This is a genomic window from bacterium, assembly GCA_035308905.1.
Lineage (GTDB): Bacteria > Sysuimicrobiota > Sysuimicrobiia > Sysuimicrobiales > Segetimicrobiaceae > DASSJF01.
Map to the genome: position 1 here is coordinate 35,829 of DATGFS010000035.1, position 25,608 is coordinate 61,436.

Genomic DNA, 25,608 nt, shown 5'->3' on the forward strand with positions numbered 1-25,608 from the left:
CGCCATGATACGTCGCGCGCCGCGCAGCCGGCAGGCATAGCCGGACGCCCGTGGCCGAGCGCCTCATCGCGCACGTCGACATGGACGCCTTCTTCGCGGCCGTCGAAGTGCGCGACCATCCGGAGTATCGCGGCCGGCCCGTCGTGGTCGGCGCGGGGCCGCACGCGCGCGGGGTCGTCGCGGCCGCGTCGTACGAGGCGCGCCGGTACGGCATCCACTCGGCGATGCCTTCGCGCCGCGCGTTTGCGCTGTGCCCCGGCGCGGTGTTCCTGCCGCCCGATATGGCGCGCTACCGCGCGGAGTCGGAGCGCGTGTTCGACCTGCTGGAGACGTTCACGCCGCAGATCGAGCCGGTCTCGGTCGACGAGGCGTTCCTCGATCTGACCGGCTGCCCCGTGCCCGCCGGCCACGCGTCGTCGTCCGCCGAACCGGGCCTCGCGTTCGGGCAGGCAATTCAGCGGCGGATCCGGGCGCGCCTCGGGCTGCCCGCGTCGGTCGGCGTCGCGCCGAACAAGTTCCTCGCGAAGGTCGCGTCCGAGCTGGCGAAGCCGGACGGCGTCCGCCGGATCACGCCGGACGCGGTGCAGTCGGTGCTCGATCCACTGCCGGTGGAGGCGCTCTGGGGCGTCGGACCGGAGACCCGCGCGCGGCTTCAGGCCCTCCGCATCGCCACGGTCGGCGCGCTCCGCCGGACCCCGGTGTCGGCCCTGCGCGCCATCCTCGGATTCCCGGCGGAACGGCTCGTCGCGCTGAGCCGCGGAGAAGACGACCGGCCCGTCGATCCGGGCGGTGAGGCGAAGTCGATCGGGCGCGAAGTGACCTTCGACCACGACACGCGCGACCGCGACCTCCTCGCCCGCACGCTGCGCGCGGCGTGCGAAGACGTCGCGCACCGGCTGCGGGCCGGCGGCGTCGCCGGCCGCGTCGTCACGCTGAAGGTGCGGTTCGAGCCGTTCGAGACGCGCACGCGCCGCCTCACGCTGCCCGCGGCGACCGACCACGGCGGCCGCATCGCCCGGGCCGTGACGGACCTCTGGCGGCGGTTCGAGCCTCTGTCGCGCCGCGTTCGCCTCGTCGGCGTCACCGTGTCGGGACTGGAGCGCCCCACGGGGGCGCAGATCAATTTGTTCGGCGGCGCCGGTCCGCCGCGCCCGGCGGGCGCCGGGGAACAGGCGTCGACGTCATGGTCGCCGGCGGCAGATCCGCCGGTCCTGCACAGTCGGGTCGATCGCGTTGTCGATGCGATCAACGAGCGATTCGGTGAGGGGACGGTCGCTCCGGCGCGCGTGCTGGAGCCGGGTACGGCTACGGCTCGGCCGCGCCGGCGTCGGGAGGCCCCGCGGCAGAGGGGGACGCCGCGTCCCGCGCCGTCGGGGGAGCGGCCGGGGCGCCGGCGGCCAGCACCTCGTTCTTGAGGACACCGATGAACGGCAGGTGGCGATACCGCTCGCGATAATCGAGCCCATAGCCCACGAGAAAGCGGTCCGGCACCTCGAAGCCGCGGTAGGCGATGTCGAGCGTCTCGAGGATGCGCCGGTACGGCCGGTCGAGGAGCGTGCAGATGCGCAGGCTGGCCGGCGCGCGCGCCTGCAGAAGCCGGAGCAGGTATCCCGCGGTCAACCCCGTGTCGATGATGTCTTCTACGAGGACCACGTCGCGCCCCGTGATCTCGACGTCGAGGTCCTTGATCAGCCGCACGACCCCGCTCTGCGCCTTGGCGCTGCCGTAGGTCGTGATTGCCATGAAGTCGATCTCGACCGGGACGGCGAGCGCGCGGGTGAGGTCGGTGAGGAAGTAGACGGCGCCCTTCAGCACCGAGACGAGGAGGGGGGCGCGGCCGGCGTAGTCCCGGGAGATGGCGGCGGCCAGCTCGCGCACGCGCCCGGTGATCTGTTCTTCCGTGAACAGAATCTCCTGGATGTCCGCGAACGGATCAGTCACTACCGCGGCGCCAGCTGCCGGTCGCCGGCGGGCGCCATCCCGTACTTCAGCAGCAGCTGCCGGTAGTCGCGGCCGTAGAAGATCTTGACGTTGATGTCCGGGTACAGCTCCCGCAGGCGCCGGAGTTTGCGGTTCTTCTTGGTGACGAGGCTCTGCTTCAGCGTCGTCAATTCGATGTAGAGGTTGAGGTCGGGAAGATAGAAGTCGGGGTTGAAACTCTCGATCGCGCGGCCTCGGGCGTCCCAGCGGAGGGGGAAACTGCGGGGTTCGTATTCCCACCGGACCCCGTAAAAATCGAGTATTCTTGCGAACTCAGCCTCGCTGGCGTGGGCGAACCGCGGATGCCCGTCGCCGGCGGGCGAACGGCTCCTCACCGAGCCCTCATGGTCCTCCGGCGCACGACCTGAACGCTAGTATAGCCGCCGGTGTAAAATAGATCAAGGAGAGGGTTTAGGGGGCGGCGAACGTCTGCCGAACCTCAAGATATGCCCTCTTCGGCGGGCCCGGGTCCCCGAGCGTTCGCAAATCGCGAAATGCTCCGGGCGGGCTGGGAGGCAGTGTGCCATGACGACACCCCCTTCGGGTAGTCGGCCGGAATCGACGGGGCCGGAGCACGACGTCGAGCGCTACGTGCAGCAGCTGCGGAGCGCCGACGTCACTCTGCGCAGCGACGCGGCCCACGCGCTCGGCAAGCTGGCCGACGAGCGGGCCGTGCCGGCGCTCGCGGAAGCCCTCCACGACCAGGACGAATACGTCCGGAAGAGCGCGATCATGGCGCTTCGTCGGATCGGCGGCCAGGGCGCCATGGAGGCGATGCGGCTGGCGCTCGGCGACCGTTCGGAGCAGGTCTGCGTGCAGGCGGTCAAGGGGCTCGGCGAACTGCGCGACGCCGGCGCCGCGGAGGCGCTCATCAAGGTGCTGTCGCGCCGGGAGCGGTCCCTCGTGGCCGCGGCCACCGACGCGCTCATCCGGATCGGGCCCGACGCGGTCGGCCCGCTGATGGAGGCGTTCAAGGACCGCTACCTCCGCCGCCGGATCGGCGCGCAGGTCTGGCGCATCCTCACCGAGATGGGCCCGCGCAGCATGGACGCGCTGCTCGCGGCGCTCGGCGACGAGAACTACTACGTCAAGCTGACCGCGCTTACCATTCTCGGGCGCATCGGCGACAAACGCGTGGTGGCGCCGATCATCGGCGTCTTTCTGAGCGACCCGCGGCTGCAGGAGACCGTCGTCGGGACGATCGGCCGGCTCGAGGAGCGCGTCGTGATCACGCTCCCGCCGGGGGATCGCGAGGCCGGGTTGCCGGTGGAGGTCGTGCACGCGTTGTCGCAGGGCGACCGCGAGGCCGTGCTCGCGGCCCTCGGCGCCGCGATGGAAAACCCGATCGGGAAGGTCCGCCGCTTCGCGCTGAAGGCGATGTTCGCGCTGCTCGGTGAGACGTCGTTCGAGCGGCTGCTCGGGTACCTCGCCGACGACGACCCGGACGTCAAGCGCCTGGTGGTCCGTCTCCTCGGCAAACTGCGCGACAAGCGCGTGATCGAGCCGCTGATGGATCTGCTCCTGAAGGACGGGGGCCAGGTCGAAGAGGCCGTCTGGGACACGCTCAAGGTGCTCACGAACCTGCACGAATACGAGGAGCTCCGCAAACGCGTCGCGCGCGAGAAGGCGGGAACTCGTCCGGTCGTGAAGACTTATAAGAAGAAAGATGTCTCACCGGACTGGTGGCGCGACCAAGACTGACGCGCGGCCTGCGGGCCGCGGCGCTTCGCTTCGCGTTCTTCTGACCAACGACGACGGCATCGCATCGCCCGGGCTGCTCGCGCTGGCCCGGGCGATCAGCCGTGTGGCGGCGGCGTTTGTGGTCGCGCCCGAGCACGAGCGGAGCGCGGCCAGCCACGCGATCACCCTGCACAAGCCGCTGCGCGCAACCCGGGTGTCGCTCGACACCGTCGACGTGCCGGCCTGGGCGACGAACGGCACGCCGGCGGACTGCGTCGTGCTGGGGGTCCTCGATCTGCTGGCCCAGCCGCCGGATATCGTCGTGTCCGGCATCAACCTCGGCGCGAACCTCGGGATGGACCTCATCTACTCGGGGACGGTATCCGGCGCCGTGGAGGGTGCGCTCTTCGGCCTCGCCGCCGTCGCCATGTCGGTGACCGCGTTCCGGGACATCCACTGGGAACCGGCGGCCGACTTCGCGGCGCAGCTGGTCGGGCAGGTGGCGGAGCACGGCCTGCCGCCCGACACGTTTCTGAACGTCAACGTGCCCAACCGTCCGGCCGGGGAGATCGGGGGCGTGGAGATCACGCGGCAGAGCACCCGCCGCTACGTCAACCGCGTCGAGAAGCGGTCGGATCCGCGGGGCCGCGACTATTACTGGCTGACCGGCTCGGCCGAGACCGAGGAGAGCCCCGCCGGCACCGACGCGTGGGCGGTGGCCCGGGGCCGCATCTCGGTGACCCCGCTCCGGCTCAGCATGACCTACGAAGAGCTCAGCCCGATCCTGCGGTCGTGGACGCTGCCGGTGCCGGGCCGGTGAGGGGCATACAGTTGCCGTGAGAGCATGGCCGCCGGGGGGCGAGCGGGCGACGGGCAACGGGCGCGTGACCGGCGAGGGGCACGTGACGGGCGACGGACATACTGACCCGATGGTCCGCTTCTCGCAGGTGTCCAAGACGTACGCGAACGGGGTCGAAGCGCTGCGCGACGTCTCGCTCGAGATCGGCGCCGGCGACTTCGTGTTTGTCGTCGGCCCGACCGGCGTCGGCAAGTCGACGCTCCTCAAGCTGATCTACCGCGAGGAACTGCCGACCCGCGGGACGGTGTCGGTCGAGGGCCGCGACGTGACCCGCATGCCGGCGCGCGAGATCCCGTTCCTGCGCCGCCGGGTCGGCGTCGTGTTTCAGGATTTCCGGCTGCTGCCGCGCAAGACGGCCTGGGAGAACGTCGCGTTCGCGCTCGAGGTGACGGGGACCGCGCCGCCGGACGCCGGCCGCCGCGTGACGGAGCTGTTGGAAATGGTCGGGCTCACGGCGCGCGCCGACGCGGTGCCGCGGGAGCTGTCCGCGGGCGAGCAGCAGCGGGTCAGCATCGCGCGGGCGCTGGTACACGGGCCGAACCTCCTGCTTGCGGACGAGCCGACCGGCAACCTCGATCCGGACACGTCGTGGGAGATCGTCCGGCTGCTCGCCCGAATCAACGCGGGCGGGATGACGGTCGTGGTCACGACGCACGATCAAACGATCGTGGACCGCCTGCGCCGCCGGGTCATCGCGATCGACAGGGGCGCGGTGGTGCGCGATGACGCGGAGGGCGTGTATGCCGGGGAAACCTAAGGCGGCCGGCGGCGGGCGGCGCGTGCGTCCGCTGGGCCTGGGTTACGCGCTGGCCGAGGGGGCGCAGGGCTTCGTGCGCAACGGCCTCGCGAGCGTCGCGTCCGTCCTCATCACCGCGATGACGCTGGTCGCCCTCGGCGCGGCGCTCGCCGTCGCGGGCGCCTTGAACCACGTCGCCGCCGCCCTGGAACAGCAGCTGCAGGTGGTCGTGTACTTCCGCTCGGGGGTCACGCCCGAGGAGGTCGTCGTGGCGCGCAGCCGTCTTCAGCAGATCCCCGGCGTGGCCGGGATCGAGTACGTCTCGCCGCAGGAAGCGCTGCGCCGCCTCGAAGCGCAGCTCGGCGCGCGGGCCAAGTTCCGCGATCTGCTCCAGCACAACCCACTGCCGGCGTCGCTGGTCGTGACGGCGACCGGGAGCGACCGGCTGCGCGCAATCGCCGCCGGCGCGCGCGATCTGCCGGGCGTCGACGAAGTTCGCGACGGCGGGCTGGTGCTGGAGCGGCTGCTGGCCGTCACCCGCGCGGTGCGGCTCGGCGGAACGGCCGCCGGCGCACTGCTGGCCTGCGTCGCGCTCGTGGTGATTGCGGGGACCATCCGCCTCACGGTCTTCGCGCGGCGGGCCGAGATCGAGGTGATGCGGCTCGTCGGCGCGACCGCGTGGTTCATCCGCTGGCCGTTCGTCGTGGAGGGCGCCGTCACGGGAGCCTGCGGGGCCTGCGGCGCGGCTGCGGCGGTCGCGGCCGGCTACGCCCTCATCGCCGGCGGCGCCGCGCGGGCGCTGCCGTTTGTGCCGCTCCCGGGGGCGGGGGAGGTCGCCTTCGATATCGTCTGGAAGCTCGTGGTGTGGGGTGTGCTAATCGGCGTAACCGCGAGTCTGCTCGCGGTGCGCCGGTACGTGCGCATATAGAGTCAGGAGGCGAGAAACGATGGCGAAGGCAGTGATGACGGCGCCGCGTGAAGACGCCTGGCAGGTTGCGCTCCGGCAGTTCCAGATCGCCGCGGACATGCTCGGACTCAAGCGCGGCGTGCGCGAGCTTCTCGCGCACCCGAAACGGGAGCTGACCGTCAATTTCCCGGTCAAGCTCGAGGACGGATCGGTGCGCGTCTTCACCGGGTACCGCGTCCACCATACCACCGTGCCCGGTCCGACGAAGGGCGGCATTCGCTATCATCCCGACGTGACCCTGAACGAGGTCCGGGCGCTCGCGATGTGGATGACCTGGAAGTGCGCGGTCGTCGGGCTGCCGTACGGCGGCGCGAAGGGCGGCGTCATCTGCAATCCCAAGGAGCTGTCGCTGCAGGAGCTCGAGCATCTGACCCGCCGGTACGCGACCGAAATCTCCATACTGATCGGCCCGGAGAGCGACATCCCGGCGCCGGACGTCGGCACCAATCCGCGCATCATGGCGTGGATCATGGACACCTACAGCATGCACCGCGGCTACTCCGTCCCGGCGGTCGTGACGGGGAAGCCGATCTCGATCGGCGGCTCGCAGGGCCGCGTCGAAGCCACGGGCCGCGGCTGTATGATCGTCGCACGCGAAGCCGCCAAGCACCTCGGCATGCCGCTCGCCGGGGCGCGCGTCGTCGTGCAGGGGTACGGCAACGTCGGCAGCATCGCGGCGATGCTCCTCCAGGAGCAGGGCTGCAAGATCGTGGCGGCGAGCGACAGCGGCGGCGGCGTCTACAATCCCAAGGGGTTCGACCCGGCCGACCTGCTGCGTCACAAGGAGCACACCGGCAGTGTCGTCGGTTACCGGGGGACCGACGCCGTCACGAACGACGACCTGCTCGAGCTGCCCTGCGAGATCCTCGTGCCGAGCGCGCTCGAAGGCCAGATCACGAAGGACAACGCCGAGCGGATCAAGGCCCGCATGGTGGTCGAGGGTGCGAACGGGCCGACGACTCCGGAGGCCGACGAGGTCCTGCGCGATCGCAAGGTCTTCGTCGTGCCCGACATCCTGGCCAACGCCGGCGGCGTCGTCGTGTCCTACTTCGAGTGGGTGCAGGACCTGCAGTCGTTCTTCTGGACCGAAGAGGAGATCAACGAGCGGCTCGAGCGGATCATGGTGCGGAGCTTCCGCGAAGTGCTCGAGACGTCGCAGGAGAAGGAAGTTCACATGCGCTCCGGCGCGCTCGTGCGCGCGGTGAGCCGCCTGAACGACGCGCTGCTGACGAGAGGCATCTACCCTTGACATTCTCTGCGGATCAAGCCAGAGATTCTCGTTTCATCGAGGCCTGCTCTCGTCGAGAGTCTGACGGTCTCTCTGCGAGCATTTTTCGTCTCCGCGTGCCCCGCGGCGACACCCAGCAATCTCAGTCCTTGCGTCCGAATATTGATGGCGGCGTTGATGTCGCGGTCGTGCAGCGCCCCGCAGGCGCACCGCCAAATCCCGTCGTTCAGGGACAGTCTATTGTTGCGCGTGCCACATTGGCTGCACAACTGGCTGGAGGGGAACCACCGGTCAACCAGGGCAAGCTGACGATGATTCCATTTTGTTTTGTATCTTAACTGGAGAAGGAGTTGCCCGAGGGCGGCGTCCTGGACGCTCTTGGCCAGCTTGGTTCTCGCAAGGCCCGTGACGGCCAGGTCCTGTAGGCATAGCGCGTCGTACGTGCGAACGAGCTGCGTGGTGACCTTATGTGTAAAATCTAAACGCCTGTTGCTGACACGCCGATAAAGGGCGGCTATTCGAAGCCGCGCGCGGTGACGACGGCGAGATCCAGGTCGGCGACGAGAGAGGCGGCGTTGCGCACGGCACAGAGACCGCTCGCTCTTTCGAAAGTATCGTGGCGCGGCGATGCGCATGCCGTTGGACAGGACGACGAAATTCGCCAGGCCCTGATCGATGCCGACGACCCTTTCCGGGTCCAGCGGACGGGATGGTGGGTCCGGCATTTCGATCGCCGTCCCAAAACTGACACCCCAGTGTCCCAACTTGTCTTCCGTAAACGTTGTACTCGTGATGCGCCCGTCGATTGGCCGCGACTGACGTAAGCGGACCCAACCAATTTTCGGGATGAAAACGCGGCCGTTGGCAATTTTAACTCGTTGCGGAATTCGGAAAGTAGGACGATCCCATTTCTTGCTCTTGAATCGCGGGAAGCGCGCTCGTCTCGCGAAGAAATTTTGAAATGCCTGATCGACGTCGCGGACACTGGCCTGAAGAGCCTGGGCGTCAATCTTCTGAAGCCACAGAGTCGTCGGCTGCCGTTTCAAGATCGTCAACTCGCGGCAAAGCGCGCCACGAGTGAGCATCGCGCCGTATTCACGGTAATGGTCGATTCGTCGCGCCAAGGCCCAATTCCAGACCCACCGGCGAGCGCCGGCCATCCTGACGAGTCCGAGACGTTGAACCCGTGTCGGTCTGAGTCTAAATCGGTATCCCTTTCTGATCGTTGTCATGGTATACAGTAGTTCAGATGTTTTGCAGTCTAGATGTCCATTCGTACTGAGTTTGCGTGAATCCTTCAGACAGTCAGCCGAGTGGGGATCTAACCGCATCCGGAGATGGGAATGTTGAGGTTTCTTCGTACACTATTTTTAGGACTATCACGGTCACCCTGGTTTCGCGAGTTGTCGCTTCGGCAACCTATCTTGCGCCGGGCCGTTCGTCGTTTCATCGCGGGCGAACGGCTCGACGAGGCGCTGGACGCCCTCGGCCGGCTCAACCGGGACGGCCTGTCGGCCACGCTCGATCTGCTGGGCGAGGACGTCACGACGCCCGCGCAGGCTGAGGCGAGCGCCGACGCTTATCTCGGTATCGTCGACGCGCTGCGCGCGCACCCGGTCCCGCCGGATCTGCCCGGGGTGGACAACAATCTCTCCCTGAAGCTGACGCAGCTGGGCCTCGCCGTGGATGCGGCCCACTGCGCCCGCCTGCTGCGCCGGATCCTCGACCGCGCCGCCGTCCGCCCCTGGGCCTGCGGGGCGAGCCAAAGATGCCCAGACGGGGCGCCGATGTTCGTGCGGATCGACATGGAGTCGAGCGCGCACACGGGGGCCACGCTGGCGCTGTTCGACACGCTGTGGGCGGAGGGCCGCCGCGACGTGGGCGTCGTGATCCAGGCGTACCTGCACCGCAGCGCGGCCGACGTCGACCGGCTCAACGCCCTCGGCGCGCGCGTCCGGCTCGTCAAGGGCGCGTACGACGAGCCGCCCACCGTGGCGTATCCCCGAAAGCGGGACGTGGACGCGGCCTTCGCCCGCCTCGCCGAGGCGCTGCTGCGGGACGGCGTGTACCCGGCGTTCGCCACCCACGACGAGCGTCTCATCGACCACGTGGTCCGGACCGCGGCGGCGGCGGGGATCCCCGCGGACCGGTTCGAGTTCCAGATGCTCTACGGCATCCGGCGCGATCTCCAGGCCGGGCTGCGCCGGCGGGGGTACCGCGTCCGCGTCTACGTGCCTTTCGGGGAAGAGTGGTACCCGTACTTCATGCGGCGGCTGGCCGAGCGTCCCGCCAACGTCGGCTTCGTCCTGCGCAGCCTCATTCGAGAGCGCCCCGGCCGACCGGGTCGGCCGGCAACCATGAAATTAAAGGCCGCCTGACCCCGGGCCCCGCGGCGGGCGCCAAAGCGTACCGCATCCGTCAAGTTAAGCCAGGCGAAACGCGCGGGCCGCACGCAGGGAGTTGCGCGTGCGGCTGCGAACCTCCCAACGCGATTCCTTCATGATTTCCTTCGTACGGAAACGTTGGGGGAGAGCGTACCAGGGGGTGGTTACGTGAGAAGAATTATCGCATTGATGAGCGTCCTGGCAGTGCTGGGCTTTGGATTCGCCGGTCCGAGCGGCGTGGGCCTGCATGCCGCGAACGCGGCCGCCGGCCGCGTCGTCAAGATCGGCGTGGACCTGCCCATGTCGGGCGGCGAGGCGCCGAACGGCGTGCCGACCAACAACGGCGTCCTGCTGGCGATCGACCAGGCCAACAAGGCGGGCGGCCCGTACCGGTTCGAGGAAGTGCTGAAAGACGACGCCGTGAACGGCGTGCACGATCCGGCGCAGGGCGCGAAGAACGTGCAGGAACTGGCCGCGGATTCCGCGGTCGTCGGCATCATCGGCAACTTCAACAGCAACGTCGGCAAGGCGTCGATCCCGATCAGCAACGCGGCGGGCGTGGTGCAGATCACCCCATCTCAGACGAACCCCTCGCTCACGAAGGGGCCGGATGCGAAGGCGCTTCGGACCAAGCCGAACAACTACTTCCGGATCTGCGCGACGGACGACCTGCAAGGCCCGGTCGCGGCAGACTACGCCTTCAAGGCGCTGAAGGCCCGGAAGATGGCGATCCTCGACGATACGGAGACGTACGGTAAGGGCATCGCCGACGAGGTGGAGAAAGAGTTCAAGCGGCTCGGCGGTACGGTCGTGAGCCACGACGGCATTCCGAAGGGCAGTCAGGACTTCCATGCGATCCTGACCAAGATCAAGGCGGAAAATCCGGACATCCTCTTCTTCGGCGGCGTCACCACCACGGGCGGCGGCCTGATCCGCAAGCAGATGGCGGACGTCGGCCTGAAGGCCCTCTATGAGGGCGGCGACGGCATCGTCGAAGACGAGTTCCTCAAGGTCGCGGGCGATTCGGCGGACGGTTCCTACGGCACGGTCGCGGCGATCGACGCGACGAAGATCGCTTCCGCGAAGGCGTTCCTTGCGGCCTACAAGGCCAAGTTCAACGACGATCCCGGCGCGTACAGCGCGAGTGCCTACGTCGGGGCGAAGATCATCATCGACGCGGTCAAGGCCTCCGGGCCGGACCGTGCGAAGGTCCTCGCGCACGTGCGCGCGCTCAAGGGCTACAAGAGCATCCTCGGGACGTTCGGGTTCGACGCGAACGGCGACACCACCAACCGGGTCATCAGCGTCTACGTGGTCAAGAACGGCAAGTGGGTCTGGGCGGACCAAGAGATCGCGCAGTAGCTAAAGATACCGAAAGGGAACGAGGGGGCGGGAGGCAGATCGCCGAGCCCGCCCCCTCGGCCCGTCTGCCATGAATTGGGTCCTCTTCAGCCAGCAGCTGATCAACGCCCTGTCGCTCGGGGCCATCTATGCCGTCGTGGCCCTGGGCTACACCATGGTCTACGGCATCATCGAGCTGATCAACTTCGCCCACGGCGACGTGTACACCGCGGGGTCGTTCGTCGCCCTCGCGGTGCTCGTGTTCATGGGCGCGACCCACCGCATGGTCGGGGTGGCGCTCACGTTCACGCTCATCGTGGTGTTTCTCGTGACGATGCTCGTCATGGGAGCGACCGGGGTGGTGATCGAGCGGTTTGCCTACCGTCCGCTGCGGGGCCGGCAGCGTCTGGCCCCGCTCCTGACCGCGATCGGCGTCTCGTTCAGCCTCGAGAATCTGCTCCAGCTCTGGATGGGGCCGTCGCCGGTGCCGGTCCCGCAGATCATCGCGAACCCGTTCTTCGACATCGGCCCCGTGAGCGTCGGCCAGATGCAGCTCATCGTGATCGGTTCCTCGCTCGTCATGATGATCGCACTGCAGCTGTTCGTCAACCGCACGAAGCTCGGCCGGGCGATGCGGGCGACGGCGCAGGACTGGATGGCCGCCGAGATCATGGGGATCGACATCAACAAGACGATCGCGCTGACCTTCTTTATCGGCTCGGTGCTCGCGGGGGCGGCTGGGGTCATCACCGGTCTGTACTACGGCAACGCCTGGTTCATCAACGGCTTCCGGGCCGGACTGATCGCGTTCACGGCCGCGGTGCTGGGGGGCATCGGCAACACGACCGGCGCCGCGCTCGGCGGGTTCCTCATCGGGTTCATCGAGGTCATGACCGCCCAGTACATCGGCTTCCAGTGGGCCGAGGTGACCATCTTTTCCGTGCTGATCCTGGTCTTGATCTTCCGGCCGACCGGCCTCCTCGGCCAGCAGCTTCCGGAGCGCACGTAGGCCCGTGGCCGCGCGTTCGGCGGGGTCGGATGCCGGGTCGCGGCCCGGCGTGCTGGAGCGGCTGGGGCGGTATCGCTTCGCGCTCGGCGCCCTGATCCTCTTTCTGCTCTATCCGCTCCTCGATCACAATGCCGGGCACGTCAACGCCGCCGCCGACGCGGCCGTCTTCGCGCTCCTCGCGCTGGGCCTCAACATCGTCGTCGGCTTTGCCGGACTCCTCGATCTCGGCTACGCCGCGTTCTTTGCGATCGGCTCGTACACGTACGCGCTGTCGGCGTCGCCCTTCTACAACGTCCACATGCCGTTTTGGCCGATGCTGTTCCTCGGCGCGATCATCGCCGGCATCTCCGGCGCGCTGCTCGGCGCGCCGACGCTCCGCCTCCGCGGCGACTATTTGGCCATCGTGACGCTGGGGTTCGGCGAGATCGTGCCGACCGTGTTCCTGAACCTTCCAAAATATACCGGCGGGACGAACGGCGTGGTCGGCATCGACAAGCCGACGGTGTTCGGCTACAGCTTCGGATTCAATCCGGTCCCGTACTATTACACGTTGATCGTGATCCTCGTCTTCTCGGTGATCGCCGTGCTGCGTCTGCGGGATTCGCGGCTGGGGCGCGCGTGGCTGGCCGTCCGCGAAGACGAGACCGCGGCCGCCTCGATGGGCATCAACCTCACGACGACGAAGCTTCTCGCGTTTTCGTTCGGCGCGTTCTTCTCGGGGTTCGGCGGCGCGCTCTATGTCGCCAAACTCGGGGTGGTGAGCCCGGAGCAGTTCAACTTCACCGTCTCCTTCACGATTCTGGCGATGGTGGTGCTGGGGGGGATGGGGAGCGTCTTCGGCGTGATCGCGGGCGCCGCGATCCTCTACGAGTTCCAGACTCTCTTTCTCAACGACCTCACGCAGTGGTCGCACGCCATCGGCACGGCGTGGGGAATACCGCTGCTCACCCGGCTCAATTTCGTCGACCTCAAGTTCCTGCTCTACGGGCTGGGGCTGATCTTGTTGATGCTGCTCCGACCCGAGGGGCTCTTCCCCGAGCGGCGGACGCGGGCGATCATCACGGAGCGGGTCGCGGCGGAGATCCCGCCCGAAGACGTCTCCGCCGCGGCCGGCGCCACCGGGGCCGCGGAGAGCCCGACGGAGGACGGCGCGTGAGCGAGCTTCTCCTCGACGCGCGCGGGGTGACGAAGACGTTCGGCGGCCTCGTCGCCGTCAACCACGTTGATTTCACCGTGCCCGCCGAGAGCGTCGTCAGCCTGATCGGGCCCAACGGGGCGGGGAAGACGACGTTCTTCAACGTGATCGCCGGGCTGTACCGTCCCACCGCCGGCACGATCACGTTCGCCGGGCACGAGATCACCGGCCGGCGGGCGCACGAGATCGCCCGCCTCGGGATCGCGAGGACGTTTCAGAGCATCCGGATCTTCGCCAACATGACCGCGCTCGAGAACGTGCTCATCGGCATGCATACTCATCTTACCGCGGATCCGCTCCGGATCGTGCTCGGGACCGGGGGAATCGTCCGTGAGGAAGAGGGCGCGCACCGGGATGCGCGCGAGCTGCTGGCGTTCGTCGGGCTGCGAGGACGCGAGGACGAGATGGCCAAGAACCTCGCCTACGGCGACCAGCGGCGGCTCGAGATCGCGCGGGCGCTCGCGCTGCGGCCGCGCCTCCTGCTGCTCGACGAGCCCGCGGCGGGCATGAATCCCGAGGAGGCCCGGCGCCTCATGGAGTTCATCCGCCGGCTCCGGCGGGAGCTGCGGCTCACCGTGCTGCTGATCGAGCACCAGATGCGCGTCGTGATGGGCGTCGCGGACCGCGTGACGGTGCTGGATCACGGAGAGAAGATCGCGGAGGGCACGCCGGACGAGATCCGCCGCGATCCCCGGGTCATCGAGGCCTACCTGGGCAAGGCGGCTTTGGGATAAGACGATGGCGAGCCTAGTCGTCGAGGAGATCCACGCGTTCTACGGCCACATCCACGCCTTGCACGGCGTCTCGATCACCGTGGAAACCGGCGAGATCGTCACGTTGATCGGTGCGAACGGCGCGGGCAAGAGCACCACGCTCAAGACGATCGCCGGATTTCTGCGGCCGCGCCCGGGGCGCATTCTCCTCGAAGATCGGCCGATCCAGGGCCTCCGGCCCCACGAGATCACCCGGCACGGGATCTGCCTCGTGCCGGAGGGCCGCCGGGTCTTCCCGCGCATGACCGTCCTCGAAAACTTGCAGATGGGGGCCTTTTCGCGCTCGAACGCGCGGGAGATCCGCGAAGACCTCGACCGCGTGTGCCAGCTCTTTCCGCGCCTGGCCGAGCGCCTGACGCAGACCGCAGGCACGCTGTCGGGCGGCGAGCAGCAGATGCTCGCGATCGGCCGCGGCATGATGGCCCGGCCGAAGATCCTGCTGCTCGACGAGCCCTCGATGGGCCTGGCGCCGGTGCTCGTCGAGTTGATCTTCAAGACGGTGCAGGAGATCAACGCCCAGGGGGTCACGATCCTTCTCGTGGAACAGAACGCGCTCATGGCGCTTTCGATCGCCAAACGCGGGTACGTTCTCGAGACGGGGCGGGTCGTCTTGACGGACCTGGCGGAGAGTCTTCGCCAGAACGATCTCGTTAGGAAGAGTTACCTCGGCGAACTGTAGCGGGGATCAGTTCGCCGGGGCGGACGTCGCCTCTCGCGCCAGCGGCAGCGCGACCGAAAACGTGCTGCCCGCGCCGGGCCGGCTCGTCACCATAATGCGGCCGCCGTGGGCGTCGACGATGTGCTTCGCGATCGCGAGTCCCAGCCCGCTGCCCCCGGCTTCCCGGCTCCGCGACCGCTCGACCCGGTAGAAGCGGTCGAAGATCCGCGGCAGGTCGTCGGGGGGGATGCCGCGTCCCGAGTCCGTCACGGATACCACCGCGTCGGCGCCGTCCTCGCGCAGCGTCACCTCGACGGCGCCGCCTTCCGGCGTAAATTTGATCGCGTTGTCGATCAGGTTGGTGAAGACCTGCAGGATGCGGTCCGCGTCGGCCGTCACGACCAGGGTGCCGGCGGCGGAGGCCCGCAGCGCGATGTGGTGCTGCGCGGCCTGCGGGCGGAGGCGGCTCGCCGCTTCCTCGACGAGGGCGTCCAGGCGGACCGGGCCGAGCTCCATCGGTTCGGCCCGCGACTCCAGGCGGGAGAGGGCCATCAGGTCGTCGACGAGCGTCATGAGGCGCGTCGCCTCGGCGTCGATGATCGTCAGGAACCGGCGGCAGGCCTGCTCGTCGGCCGCGGCGCCGGCGAGCAGCGTTTCCGTGAAGCCCTTGATCGACGTGAGGGGGGTGCGCAGCTCGTGCGAGACGTTCGCGGTGAGGTCGCGCCGGAGGCGCTCCGCGCGGCGGAACTCCGTGACGTCGCGCACGACGGCGACGGCGCCGGCGTTCCGTCCGCCGGCCGCGCGCAGCGGCGTCGCGTTCAGGTGGAAGAGGCGCTCGCGGGCGCCGCTGCCGAGCGTGAACTCTTCCGCCGCGTCCGTGCCTCGGCGCGCCGTGTGGTCGAGCGCCCGCCACACCGCGTGGTCCCCGAGGGCGTCGGCGGCGGGACGGCCCGCGTCGTCCGGGCGGAGGCCCAGCAGATCCCGCGCGGCGCCGTTCAGGAGGAGGAGCCGTCCCGCGCCGTCGGTGGCGACGACGGCGTCGCTCATCGAGCTGATGATCGCCTCGATCTTGGTGCGCTCCTCGGTGAGGGCGTCCAGCTTCTGGCTCAGCTGGTCGGCCATCCTGTTGAACGCCGCGGCGAGATTACCGATCTCGTCCCGGCTTGCCACGGTCGCCCGGCTGGCGAGGTCGCCCGCGGAGATACGCCCCGCGGTGAAGGCCAGTTCTTGGACCGGCGCCGACAGCGCCCGCGCGCGCCACGCGCCGAGGAGCCACGCGGCCGCGGCGCCGAGCAGCAGCGCCGTGCCGAGCGCGGTCCAGACGCGATTCAGCACGGCCTGGACCCACACGTGCGGGACGCTGATCTGCACGACCCCCGTGACGCGGCCGTTCGAGACAAGCGGCGCCGCCGCGAAGAGACGCGTCTCCCCCAGCACGGGATCGTAGCGGATGTCGACCGGGGAGGGGGCGCCGTGGAGCGCAGCCGTGACCTCCGGCGGAACCGGTCCCGCCTGCGCCCAGCGGCTGGTGGCCGGCGCCTGGCCGTCCGCGTCCTTCACGCCCACGTAGACTTCCGGGCGCCAGGCCAGCCGGTTGGCCGCCGCGTCCAACTGCGAGAGCGTGAGCCCGCCGGCCTGCGATCCCTCGAGCATGCGCGCGGCCATGCGCGCCTGGCTCAGCACGGCGCGTTCGTACATCTCCGTCTGCAGCTGGACCAGCGCCGGGACGAGATACGCGGCGGCGAGCGCGAGCGAGAACACCACCAGAAGCAGGTGGCTCGCGGTGAGTTTCCAGCGCAGGCTGCCGAGTTTCATCTCGTGTCCGGCGAGGGCCCTCCGGCCGCGTCCCGCTTCAGCTTATAACCGACCCCGCGCACGGTCACGATGAACGTCGGGGTGTTCGGGTCGTCCTCGATCTTCTCGCGCAGGCGGCTGATGTGCATGTCGACCGTGCGCGTGCTGCCGAAGTACTCGTACCCCCAGATGTGCTCGAGGAGAAAATCCCGCGTGAAGACCTGATTGGGATGGCCCATCAAGAGACGGAGGAGATCGAACTCCTTCGCCGTGAGCTCGATCGCGCGGTCGCCGAGGCGCACCTCGTGCGTGAGCGCGTTCAGGACGAGCCGTCCCGAGACGAGCGGTGTGTCGGCCCCCCGGACGTCGTCGCGCCCGGTCCGGCGCAGGATCGCGCGCACGCGCGCAACGAGCTCCCGGGGGCTGAACGGTTTGGTGACGTAGTCGTCCGCGCCCGACTCCAGGCCGAGCACGCGGTCGTGTTCGCTGTCCTTGGCCGTCAGCATCAGGATCGGCACCGGCGTCTGACGCCGCAGATGCCGGCAGACTTCGAGTCCGTCGACGTACGGCAGCATCAGATCGAGGATCACGAGATCGGGCGGGGCGGTACGCGCCTTCTCGATGGCGTCATGGCCGTCGTAGGCCACGTCGACCGCAAAGCCTTCCTGGGTCAGGTTGTACCGGACGAGCTCCACGATGTTGGGCTCGTCGTCCACGACGAGGATCCGCCCGCCGAGTTTTGCCCGGCCGGTGTTGTCCGTCTGCCAGTCCGATTTAACCGCCGCCATCGCCGTGCGCCTCCACCCCAGGGGTCGCTTTCCGGGGTTCGTGTCGCTTCTCCGTGCCTCCGGTCTTCCCTCCAACGGGCTCACCCGGGCTCCCGTTGACAGCATTGTCCTCGGGTCCGGTAGGGCGACCGTCACGATTCGGTCACAAATGCGTAACACGGGTCGGGAAGCGCAGGAGGGGCGATGCCGGACCGGACCGAAGTCACCGATCCTGCGCGGGCCGCGACGCCCGCGTTCCGACGTTGTGGCTGGAGGAGGACCGCCGCTGGATCCCTTTACCTTTCCCCCCGCTCCGGACCCGAAGGCCCCCGAATGGCCCGGGACGCCGATCGGCGCCAGCAATACCACCACGAAGACGAAAGGCCGCACGGCCGTCCACGACAAGACGATCGATCGCGCGGAGGGCCGCCGCGATGAGCTGGTGTCCTCCGCCGTCGAGCACATCGTCCGAGCGGCGGGCAAAGAGCCGCTCAGCCTCCAGGATGTGGTCATCCACGGCGTCCGCGTCCGCGCCGTCACCAACTCGAAGCACCTTGCGAACTTCTGGCTGACCAACTGGTACACTCCCGACGAGTGGCGGGCCCAGACGGGTCTGGAGCCGCCGGTCAAGCCGCAGGTGACCGTGTACGCGCTCGGCCGCGTCGCCGACCAGCAGGAAGCGGCCTACTACAGCCGCCGCACCAACACGGTTGTCTTCTTCAACACCTCGTACTACGGGCAGTTGAAGTCGTGGGTCCTCGGCGCCGTCGGCCGCGTGCTCGCGGAGGACTGGGGCATCCACAGCATCCACGGCGCGTGCGTCGAGAAGGGCGGCCGCGGCGTGCTGTACATCGCGCCGACCGGGACGGGGAAGTCGACGTCGTCCTATGGGCTGCAGGCCGTGTACCCCGACACGCGGTTTCACTCGGACGACTGGGTCTACGTCCGGTACGCGTACGCCACGCGCGGTGGGGACCGCCTGGCGCCGCTCGAGGTGGTGCCGGCCCAAGGCGCGGCGATCCGGGGCTACCGCGTCTTCCGGTGGATCGAGGAGCATCGGAACGCGGCCGCGCAGGTCCGCGGCCTCGACCTGCGCAACACGGAGCGCACGGTGTCGCTCACCGACCTCGACCACAGCCAGCCGCCTCAGGCCTACGCGTACACGAGCGAGAAGATCTTCTATCTGCGGACGAACCTCGTCGCCAATTTCCCGCTCTCGGCGCACGAGATGCTGCGGTCGCCGCTCGAGAACGTCCCCGAGGTGACGGCGGCCTTCCTGGACGGCCGCGCCGCGGAACTGGACGCGCTCGTCGACGACATCCTCGTCGTTACCGGAGGGGACGACCAGTACGCGCGGGAGGCCGCGGCGCACCTGGGCGCGATGCCGCGCGAGGACCTGCGGCGCCTCTTGGCCCGCATGATCGCCTTCGACAACGGCCGCGCGATGCTCGACATCACGCGCATCCTTCCGGCGTCGCGCGTCGTCACGAACCCGATGGAGCCGACGCCGCTGGCCAGCGTCATCTTATTGAAGCGGAATCCGAGCGACCGCACCGTGCTCGAGACCCTGTCGCTCGGCGCGTTCATGGGCCGCCTGCTGCTCGGGGAGACGCCCGACCGAAAGCGCGAGATTGCCTACAACGCCTACCGCGCCGTCGACGATGAGGCGGAGCAGGCTGTGATCGCCCGCATCGAGGCGGAGGCCGCCCGCGACGGGGGGACCGCGGAGGCGCTCTACGCGGCGTTCCTGCGTCAGCACGGGGTGCCGGAGACGCTGGCGGAGGAGTTCGAACTGTTCCGGGTGCTGCACGAGGCCGCGCGGTGCTACGACCTCAACACGATCCTGGCGCGTGATCCGAAGGTGACCGGGCTCAAGGAGGCGGTCGCCCGCACGATGGAGCTCATCGGCTACGCGATCGAGGCGCGCACCGGCGCGATTCATCTGACGCTGGACGGCTACCGAGACGTGGTCGCGGCCGCGCGCGCGTCCACCTGATCCGGCGCCGCCGGAGGCGGCCGCGATGACAAACCCACTCGCGTTCCTCGACGACGAACTCGCGGCGCTGCGGAGCCAGGGTCTCTACCGCTGGCCGCGGCGCCTCACCGGCGAGCAGGCGCCGGTCTGCGTCTACGACGGCCGGCGCGTGATCAATCTCTGCTCCAACAACTACCTCGGCCTGGCCAACGACCCGCGGCTCAAAGAGGCGGCCCGGCGGGCGATCGACGAGTACGGGGTGGGGTCGGGCGCCGTCCGCACGATCGCCGGCAACCTCGCGATCCACGAGCAGGTGGAGGCGCGGCTCGCGGCGTTCAAGCACACCGAGGCGGCGCTGCTGTACCAGTCGGGGTTCACCGCCAACGCGGGGACGGTGTCGGCGATCCTCGGCCGCGGCGACGTCGTCGTCAGCGACGAGCTCAACCATGCCAGCATCATCGACGGCTGCCGGCTCAGCGGGGCGGAGCGGAAGATCTTCCCGCACCGCGACGTCGGCTCGGCCCGGCGGCACCTCGCCGAGGCGCGCGCCGGAGCGGCCCGGCATGTGCTGCTCATCACCGATGGGGTCTTCAGCATGGACGGCGACGTCGCGCCGCTGCCGGACCTTGTCGAGGCCGCGGAAGAATTTGGGGCGATCATGATGGTGGACGATGCCCACGCAAGCGGCGTGATGGGCTCGGGCGGCCGGGGTACCGTGGACCACTTCGAGCTGCACGGCCGCGTGCACGTGCAGGTGGGCACGCTCAGCAAGGCCTGGGCGTGCCTGGGCGGCTACGTCGCCGGGAGCCGCGCCCTGATCGAGTTTCTGATGCAGCGCGCGCGGCCGCTGCTGTTCAGCACGTCGCACCCGCCCTCGGTCGCCGCGACGGCGCTCGCGGCCCTCGACCGGATCGAGGCGGACCCCGGGTTGATCGACCGGCTCTGGGACAATACCCGGTTCCTCAAGGCGGGACTGGCGCGGCGCGGCTTCGACACCGGAACGAGCGAGACGCCGATCACGCCGATCATGATCGGGGATGAGGCGAAGGCGATGCGCTTCTCGGACCGCCTCTTCGAGGAGGGTGTGTTTGCCCTCGGCATCGCCTTTCCGACGGTGCCGCGGGGCAGGGCGCGCGTGCGGACGATCGTGACGGCCGGGCACACGAAGGAGCAGCTGTCCGAGGCGCTCGACGCCTGCGGGCGGGTGGGGCGCGAGATGGGGGTCACGGGATCGTAGCCGAGGAGGATCACACGACCGCGAGCGAGCCCGTTGGGCCGTTGCAGCTGCGGGTCGGCCAGACGGCGCGGCTGACGAAGACCGTTACGGACGTCGACCTGCGCCTCTACGCCGAGATCACAGGAGATTATAATCCCCTGCATTTTTCCGACGATTTCGCCGCGCGGACGCGGTTCGGCCGGCGGGTCGCGCAGGGCGGGATCGCGGCGGGCCTGTTGAACGCCTTGGTTGCGATGGAACTGCCCGGGCCGGGTACCGTGTTCATGAGCCAATCGCTCACGTACCGTCGTCCGGCATATGTCGGCGATACGCTGACCGCCACGGTGGAGATCCTCGCGCTCAAGGCGGACAAACCCGTCTGTCACCTTGCCTTCGCCGTCACCAACCAGAACGGCGAGACCGTCTTAGACGCGGAGGCGTGGACCTACACGCTGAGGCCCGACGCCGAACAAACGTGAGTACGCGTCCCGCGTCGTCTCAGAGGTCGCGCGCGCGCGCCGGTCAGGCCGGGCGGTTCTGCCGCTCTTCGAGGCGCAGGACCTTCCACGCGCCGTATGAGAGCGACCAGGTGAGCACGAACAGCGCGACGAGCAGGTAGCCAAGCCGGCCGAGGTCGAGGGCCGCGAGGCCGCCCCAGACCCCGGCGGTCAGGCCAAGGGCGCGGGCGATCGCCTGGGCGAGCTCGATGCCGCCGATGAGCAGCGCGGCGACCACGGAGAGCCCCGTCACCGTGAGGTTGTAATACACTTTCCGGATCGGCGTCGCGAACGCCCATCGGTATGCGGTCGTCATGAAGATGCCATCCGACGTGTCCATCAAGCTCATCCCCGCGCCGAACAGCAGCGGCAGGGCGAGCACGCCCCAGACGGGCAGCGCGCTCGCGGCGGCCCCGGCGGCGAGGGCGAGCAGCGCCACCTCGCTCGCGGTGTCGAACCCGAGGCCGAAGACCATCCCGAGCGGGTAGACGTGCCAGTCGCGGGTGATCAGGCGGAAGAGCGGGCTCGCCACGCGCATGACGAGCCCGCGGGAGAGCAGGAGGCCTTCCAGTTCCTCCGCGTCGTGATGGCCGCGGCGCATCCGCTGGAAGATCAGATAGATATCGAGCCAGATGAACAGGTTGAGCACGCCGATGAGCAGGAGGAAGCCGCCGGAGACGGTGATGCCGATGAGCCCGCCGACCGTCTGGAGGTACGGCAGCGACCGCTGCGTCCAGTGCGTCACGAGCACGGTGGCCGCCGCCATCAGGAACACGACGCTCGAATGCCCGATGGAGAAGTAGAAACCGACGCCGAGCGGGGAGCGCCGGTCCCGGACGAGCTTGCGGACGACGTTGTCGATCGCCGCGATGTGATCGGCGTCAAACGCATGGCGCAACCCGAGGGTGTAGGCGAGGAAGCCCATCCCGAGCAGCGCCGGGTGCGCGCGGGCCGCCGCGACCAGCGCCGCGGCCCCGCCGATGTGCAGCGCGAAGATAGCGCCCCCGTACCCGGCGCATCCGCGCCACTGTCCCGGCGTCACAGTTCTTTTCCTTTGGCGATCAACCGGCTGTTACCTGGGTCCGAGGTGCCGATCCATCCCTGGCAGGCGGGGGGCCGATGTTATACTCTAGGTTGCGATGCCTGGGTTTACGATGCTACTGACCCCGCAGGAGGCCAAAGAGCGGTTCGCGCGCGCGTACGCGCCGCGCCCCCGCGGGATGGAACACGTCCCGCTCGCGGAGGCGTACGGCCGCGTCCTGGCGCAGGAGGCGGTCGCGGGGGAGGATCTTCCCGCCTTCGACCGTTCCACCGTGGACGGGTTCGCCATACGGGCGGAGGACGCGTCGAAGGCGGCTCCGGACGCCCCGGCGGCGCTGCGGCTTGTAGGCGAGGTGCAGATGGGCGAGACGGCCCCGGTTGCGGTCGGGGCGGACGAGACGGTGCGTATTCCGACCGGCGGCATGCTGCCGCCCGGCGCGGACGCGGTCGTCATGCTCGAGGACGTGGACGAACGCGACGGCCGGATCTCGGTGCGGCGCTCTGCCCGGCCCGGGGATAACGTGATTCGCCGCGCCGAGGACGTGCGCCGCGGCGACGTGGCGCTGCGGCCCGGCACGCGCCTCCGGCCGCAGGACGTCGGCCTGCTGGCCGCCGTCGGCATCACCGCGGTGCCGGTGTTCCTCCGGCCGCGGGTGGCGATCATCGCGACCGGGGACGAGGTCGTGCCCGCGGACCGCACCCCGGAGGGCGGGCAGGTGCGGGACGTCAACACCTACACGCTCGCGGCGCTGGTGCGGCAGGAGGGCGGCGTGCCGCGCGTCGCCGGCATCGTCGAGGACGTGTACGACGTGCTGCTGCGGGCGCTGCGGGACGCGCGGGCGGACTCAGATCTGGTGCTCGTCAGCGGCGGCAGCTCCGTCGGTGAGCGGGACGCGGTCGCGCGCGCGATCGGCGAGCTCGGCCGGCCGGGCGTGATCGTGCACGGCGTGAGCATCAAGCCGGGCAAGCCCACGATCCTCGCGCTCGTCGACGGCACCCCGATCGTCGGGCTGCCGGGACACCCGGTGAGCGGGATGGTCATCTTCGATGTCTTCGTGCGCGACGTGCTGCGCGGCCTCGCCGGCCGGACCGACGTGCGGCCGTTCGGCCGCGTGGTCCGGGCGCGTCTCGCGCGGCCGATTCCGTCGGCCGGCGTGCGGGAAGATCACATCCGGGTGCACCTCGAGCAGCGGAACGGCGAAGTCCACGCGGTGCCGGTGCTCGGCAAGTCCGGCATCATCACCACGATGACGCGGGCCGACGGCGTCGTGGTAGTGCCGATCGGGCAGCGCATGCTCGACGCCGGGACCGACGTGGACGTGGAGCTCTTCGAGCCGTGACGGGACGGCGCGCCGCGCTGACGCACGTCGGCCGGCGGGGCGCGCGGATGGTCGACGTGGGCGCGAAGGCCGAGACCGTTCGCGAGGCGGTGGCGCGCGGCGAGGTCGTCATGCGCGCCTCGACCCTGCGGATGATCACGCGGGGCGCCGCGCGCAAGGGCGACGTACTGACCGTCGCGCAGATCGCCGGCATCGCGTCGGCGAAGCGGACGTGGGAGCTGATTCCGCTGTGCCATCCAATTCCGCTGACGGGCGTCGCGGTGACGCTCGAGCCCGACGCGGCGCGCGGCCGGGTGGTGATCGAGGCGCGGGTGCGGACGCGCGGACGCACGGGGGCGGAGATGGAGGCCCTCGTCGCCGTCGCGACGGCCGCCCTTACCGTGTACGACATGGTGAAGGCCGTTGAACGCGGCGTCCGCATCGAGGGAATCCGCCTCACGCGCAAGTCCGGCGGTAAGTCGGGCACCTACCGGTGGAACGGCCGGTGAGCGCGGAGCCGCGTCTGCGGGGCGTTCGCTGCGGCATCCTCACCGCGAGCGACTCGGTCAGCAAAGGCCACGGCAAGGACGACAGCGGCCGGTACCTCGCGGAGACCCTCGAGGCCGAGGGGGCCGAAGTCCTTGTCCGCCTCGTCGTGCCGGACGATCTGGAGACGATCACGCGGTCGCTCGCCGACATGGCGGACTCGTTGCACGTCGACCTGGTGCTGACCACGGGCGGGAGCGGCGTCGCCCCGCGTGACGTGACGCCCGAGGCCACGCTGCGGGTCGTGGAGCGCCAGATGCCGGGGATCCCGGAGGCGGCGCGGATCGCGACGGCCGCGCGGACGCCGCTCGCGATGCTGTCGCGGGCGGTCGCCGGAATCCGCGGCCGGACCCTGATCGTCAACATGCCCGGCAGCCCCAAGGCCGTGCGGGAATGGATGGACGTGATTCTGCCGGTGCTGCGGCACACGGTCGAGCTCTTACAAGAGAAGCGATTGGAGTGGGGCCGGGAACACCGGCCGTAGGCGTATGCCGCTGGTCAGCGCCGTCAACCTGACGAAGTCGTACGCGGGCGTCTCCGTGCTCGCCGGGGCGTCGTGCGCCCTCGAACCCGGCCAGAAGGTCGGGCTCGTCGGCCGCAACGGCGCAGGCAAGACGACGCTGCTGCGCCTCCTCGCCGGACTCGACACGCCGGACGACGGCCAGGTCGCGCTCGGGCCCGGGACCACCGTCGGCTATCTCCCGCAGATTCCCGCAGTCGAGGAGAGCCGCACGCTGTGGGGAGAGGCGGCATCCGCGTTCGACGCCGCGCGCGGCGCCGAACACCGGCTGCGGGAGGCCGAAGCGCGTCTGGCGCTGCCGGAGGTGCACGGCGACGAAGCGGTGCTCGCGGCCACGCTCGAGGATTACGGCCGGCTGCGCGATGTCTTCGAGCGGGCCGGCGGCTTCACGTACGAGGCCGACATCCGCCGCACGCTCGCCGGGCTGGGCTTTCAGGAGGAGCAGTGGCAGCGCCCGCTCGCGTCGATGAGCGGCGGCCAGCGCGCCCGGGCTGCGCTGGCGCGTCTCCTGCTGACCGCTCCGGATCTCTTGCTGCTCGATGAGCCGACCAACCACTTGGATCTCGACGCGCTCGAGTGGCTGCAGGCGTTTCTGCAGGGGTTCCGCGGCGCCGTGCTGGTCGTGAGTCACGACCGGTATCTGCTCAACGCGGTGACGACGCGCACGCTCGACCTCGATACCGGCCGGATCGAGGACTATCCCGGCGGCTACACCGCGTACGTCGCGGAGCGGGAGGCTCGCCGCGCGCGGCAGCAAGAGCTCTTCGAGCGGCAGCGGGAAGAGATCGCCACACTCGAGGAGTACATTCGCCGCAACCGCGCCGGGGGAAAGCAGAGAAGCCGGCAGGCCAAGTCCCGGGAGAAGCGCCTCGACAAAATTGTTCGGGTGGAGGCTCCGCGGAACGTCCGCGGGCCGGCGTTCCGGCTGGACGCGCCCCGCCGCGGCGTCGAAGTGGTGGTCCGGCTTCGCGACCTCGGCAAGCGCTACGGCGAGACCGTGGTCCTCTCGGGCGTCTCCCTGGAGGTCCGGCGCGGCGAGAAGATCGGCGTGATCGGCCCCAACGGCGCCGGCAAGACCACGCTCCTCCGCATCGTCGCCGGCCTCGAGCCGCCGAGCGCGGGG

25 protein-coding genes are annotated in these 25,608 nt (G+C 69.5%); 19 read left to right on the forward strand and 6 right to left on the reverse strand.

Going from position 1 to position 25,608, the window contains the following annotated elements; genetic code table 11:
- The first annotated feature begins 50 nt into the window (after nt 1-50).
- Nucleotides 51-1,415 (forward strand): DNA polymerase IV, encoded by a 1,365-nt coding sequence (gene dinB / locus VKT83_11400; protein ID HLY23059.1) that lies wholly within the window; start codon nt 51-53, stop codon nt 1,413-1,415.
- Here dinB and hpt read toward each other — a convergent pair.
- Together hpt and VKT83_11410 are read right to left on the reverse strand one after the other, a co-directional pair.
- A complete protein-coding gene (gene hpt / locus VKT83_11405; GenBank protein ID HLY23060.1) occupies nt 1,306-1,941 on the reverse strand; it encodes a hypoxanthine phosphoribosyltransferase in 636 nt (211 codons plus the stop codon). The two genes, dinB and hpt, sit on opposite strands and share 110 nt — an antisense overlap.
- Complete coding sequence (locus VKT83_11410) at nt 1,941-2,315, reverse strand: hypothetical protein (protein ID HLY23061.1); 375 nt, start codon at nt 2,313-2,315, stop codon at nt 1,941-1,943. Before VKT83_11410 ends, hpt begins: the two co-directional genes overlap by 1 nt.
- A 190-nt stretch (nt 2,316-2,505) precedes the next feature.
- On the opposite strand from VKT83_11410, the gene VKT83_11415 reads away from it, so the two are divergent.
- The 5 genes from VKT83_11415 (at nt 2,506) to VKT83_11435 (ending at nt 7,471) form a co-directional block, all read left to right on the forward strand.
- Nucleotides 2,506-3,681 (forward strand): HEAT repeat domain-containing protein, encoded by a 1,176-nt coding sequence (locus VKT83_11415; GenBank protein HLY23062.1) that lies wholly within the window; start codon nt 2,506-2,508, stop codon nt 3,679-3,681.
- A complete protein-coding gene (surE, locus tag VKT83_11420) occupies nt 3,647-4,480 on the forward strand; it encodes a 5'/3'-nucleotidase SurE (GenBank protein ID HLY23063.1) in 834 nt (277 codons plus the stop codon). Before VKT83_11415 ends, surE begins: the two co-directional genes overlap by 35 nt.
- A gap of 109 nt (nt 4,481-4,589) precedes the next feature.
- Nucleotides 4,590-5,276 carry a cell division ATP-binding protein FtsE gene (gene ftsE / locus VKT83_11425; protein HLY23064.1) on the forward strand — a complete coding sequence of 229 codons (687 nt, stop codon included), beginning with the start codon at nt 4,590-4,592 and terminating at the stop codon, nt 5,274-5,276.
- On the forward strand, nt 5,260-6,183 hold the full coding sequence (gene ftsX, locus VKT83_11430) for a permease-like cell division protein FtsX (protein HLY23065.1): 924 nt from the start codon (nt 5,260-5,262) through the stop codon (nt 6,181-6,183). The genes ftsE and ftsX overlap by 17 nt, the downstream gene beginning before the upstream one ends.
- Before the next feature lie 34 nt (nt 6,184-6,217).
- Nucleotides 6,218-7,471: a Glu/Leu/Phe/Val dehydrogenase gene (locus tag VKT83_11435; GenBank protein HLY23066.1), complete on the forward strand. Its 1,254-nt coding sequence runs from the start codon at nt 6,218-6,220 to the stop codon at nt 7,469-7,471.
- Here VKT83_11435 and VKT83_11440 read toward each other — a convergent pair.
- On the reverse strand, nt 7,462-8,682 hold the full coding sequence (locus tag VKT83_11440) for a transposase (protein HLY23067.1): 1,221 nt from the start codon (nt 8,680-8,682) through the stop codon (nt 7,462-7,464). The two genes, VKT83_11435 and VKT83_11440, sit on opposite strands and share 10 nt — an antisense overlap.
- 192 nt (nt 8,683-8,874) lie before the next feature.
- Here VKT83_11440 and VKT83_11445 point away from each other — a divergent pair, with 192 nt between their 5' ends.
- The 6 genes from VKT83_11445 to VKT83_11470 all read left to right on the forward strand — a co-directional run bounded on the left by VKT83_11445 (nt 8,875) and on the right by VKT83_11470 (nt 14,831).
- Nucleotides 8,875-9,828: a proline dehydrogenase family protein gene (locus VKT83_11445; protein HLY23068.1), complete on the forward strand. Its 954-nt coding sequence runs from the start codon at nt 8,875-8,877 to the stop codon at nt 9,826-9,828.
- A gap of 195 nt (nt 9,829-10,023) precedes the next feature.
- Entirely contained in the window at nt 10,024-11,196 is a 1,173-nt protein-coding gene (locus tag VKT83_11450; GenBank protein HLY23069.1) for a branched-chain amino acid ABC transporter substrate-binding protein, read from the forward strand.
- A gap of 70 nt (nt 11,197-11,266) precedes the next feature.
- On the forward strand, nt 11,267-12,184 hold the full coding sequence (locus VKT83_11455) for a branched-chain amino acid ABC transporter permease (protein ID HLY23070.1): 918 nt from the start codon (nt 11,267-11,269) through the stop codon (nt 12,182-12,184).
- 4 nt (nt 12,185-12,188) lie between these two features.
- Nucleotides 12,189-13,340 (forward strand): branched-chain amino acid ABC transporter permease, encoded by a 1,152-nt coding sequence (locus VKT83_11460; GenBank protein HLY23071.1) that lies wholly within the window; start codon nt 12,189-12,191, stop codon nt 13,338-13,340.
- Complete coding sequence (locus tag VKT83_11465) at nt 13,337-14,113, forward strand: ABC transporter ATP-binding protein (GenBank protein ID HLY23072.1); 777 nt, start codon at nt 13,337-13,339, stop codon at nt 14,111-14,113. The genes VKT83_11460 and VKT83_11465 overlap by 4 nt, the downstream gene beginning before the upstream one ends.
- A gap of 4 nt (nt 14,114-14,117) precedes the next feature.
- The gene (locus VKT83_11470; protein HLY23073.1) at nt 14,118-14,831 is read left to right on the forward strand and encodes an ABC transporter ATP-binding protein; all 714 of its coding nucleotides are present in this window, start codon (nt 14,118-14,120) and stop codon (nt 14,829-14,831) included.
- 6 nt (nt 14,832-14,837) lie between these two features.
- Here VKT83_11470 and VKT83_11475 read toward each other — a convergent pair whose 3' ends face one another.
- Both VKT83_11475 and VKT83_11480 read right to left on the reverse strand, forming a co-directional pair.
- A complete protein-coding gene (locus tag VKT83_11475) occupies nt 14,838-16,625 on the reverse strand; it encodes an ATP-binding protein (protein ID HLY23074.1) in 1,788 nt (595 codons plus the stop codon).
- The gene (locus tag VKT83_11480; protein HLY23075.1) at nt 16,622-17,392 is read right to left on the reverse strand and encodes a response regulator transcription factor; all 771 of its coding nucleotides are present in this window, start codon (nt 17,390-17,392) and stop codon (nt 16,622-16,624) included. Before VKT83_11480 ends, VKT83_11475 begins: the two co-directional genes overlap by 4 nt.
- A 244-nt stretch (nt 17,393-17,636) precedes the next feature.
- Between VKT83_11480 and VKT83_11485 the strand changes: the two genes are divergently transcribed.
- The 3 genes from VKT83_11485 to VKT83_11495 are packed head-to-tail and all read left to right on the forward strand — an operon-like array spanning nt 17,637 to nt 21,041.
- The gene (locus VKT83_11485) at nt 17,637-19,367 is read left to right on the forward strand and encodes a hypothetical protein (GenBank protein HLY23076.1); all 1,731 of its coding nucleotides are present in this window, start codon (nt 17,637-17,639) and stop codon (nt 19,365-19,367) included.
- A gap of 25 nt (nt 19,368-19,392) precedes the next feature.
- Nucleotides 19,393-20,583, forward strand: coding sequence for a glycine C-acetyltransferase (locus VKT83_11490; protein HLY23077.1), 1,191 nt, complete (start codon nt 19,393-19,395; stop codon nt 20,581-20,583).
- Nucleotides 20,584-20,624: 41 nt separating this feature from the next.
- On the forward strand, nt 20,625-21,041 hold the full coding sequence (locus VKT83_11495) for a MaoC family dehydratase (protein HLY23078.1): 417 nt from the start codon (nt 20,625-20,627) through the stop codon (nt 21,039-21,041).
- Nucleotides 21,042-21,084: 43 nt separating this feature from the next.
- Here the strand turns inward: VKT83_11495 and VKT83_11500 are convergent, their stop codons facing one another.
- The gene (locus VKT83_11500; GenBank protein HLY23079.1) at nt 21,085-22,101 is read right to left on the reverse strand and encodes a HoxN/HupN/NixA family nickel/cobalt transporter; all 1,017 of its coding nucleotides are present in this window, start codon (nt 22,099-22,101) and stop codon (nt 21,085-21,087) included.
- Nucleotides 22,102-22,213: 112 nt separating this feature from the next.
- Between VKT83_11500 and glp the strand changes: the two genes are divergently transcribed.
- The 4 genes from glp to VKT83_11520 all read left to right on the forward strand — a co-directional run.
- Nucleotides 22,214-23,440 carry a gephyrin-like molybdotransferase Glp gene (gene glp / locus VKT83_11505; GenBank protein ID HLY23080.1) on the forward strand — a complete coding sequence of 409 codons (1,227 nt, stop codon included), beginning with the start codon at nt 22,214-22,216 and terminating at the stop codon, nt 23,438-23,440.
- Between the two features lie 47 nt (nt 23,441-23,487).
- The gene (gene moaC / locus VKT83_11510; protein HLY23081.1) at nt 23,488-23,928 is read left to right on the forward strand and encodes a cyclic pyranopterin monophosphate synthase MoaC; all 441 of its coding nucleotides are present in this window, start codon (nt 23,488-23,490) and stop codon (nt 23,926-23,928) included.
- Entirely contained in the window at nt 23,925-24,449 is a 525-nt protein-coding gene (locus tag VKT83_11515) for a MogA/MoaB family molybdenum cofactor biosynthesis protein (protein ID HLY23082.1), read from the forward strand. The genes moaC and VKT83_11515 overlap by 4 nt, the downstream gene beginning before the upstream one ends.
- A gap of 4 nt (nt 24,450-24,453) precedes the next feature.
- On the forward strand, nt 24,454-25,608 hold a 1,155-nt coding region (locus tag VKT83_11520), incomplete at its 3' end, for an ABC-F family ATP-binding cassette domain-containing protein (protein HLY23083.1).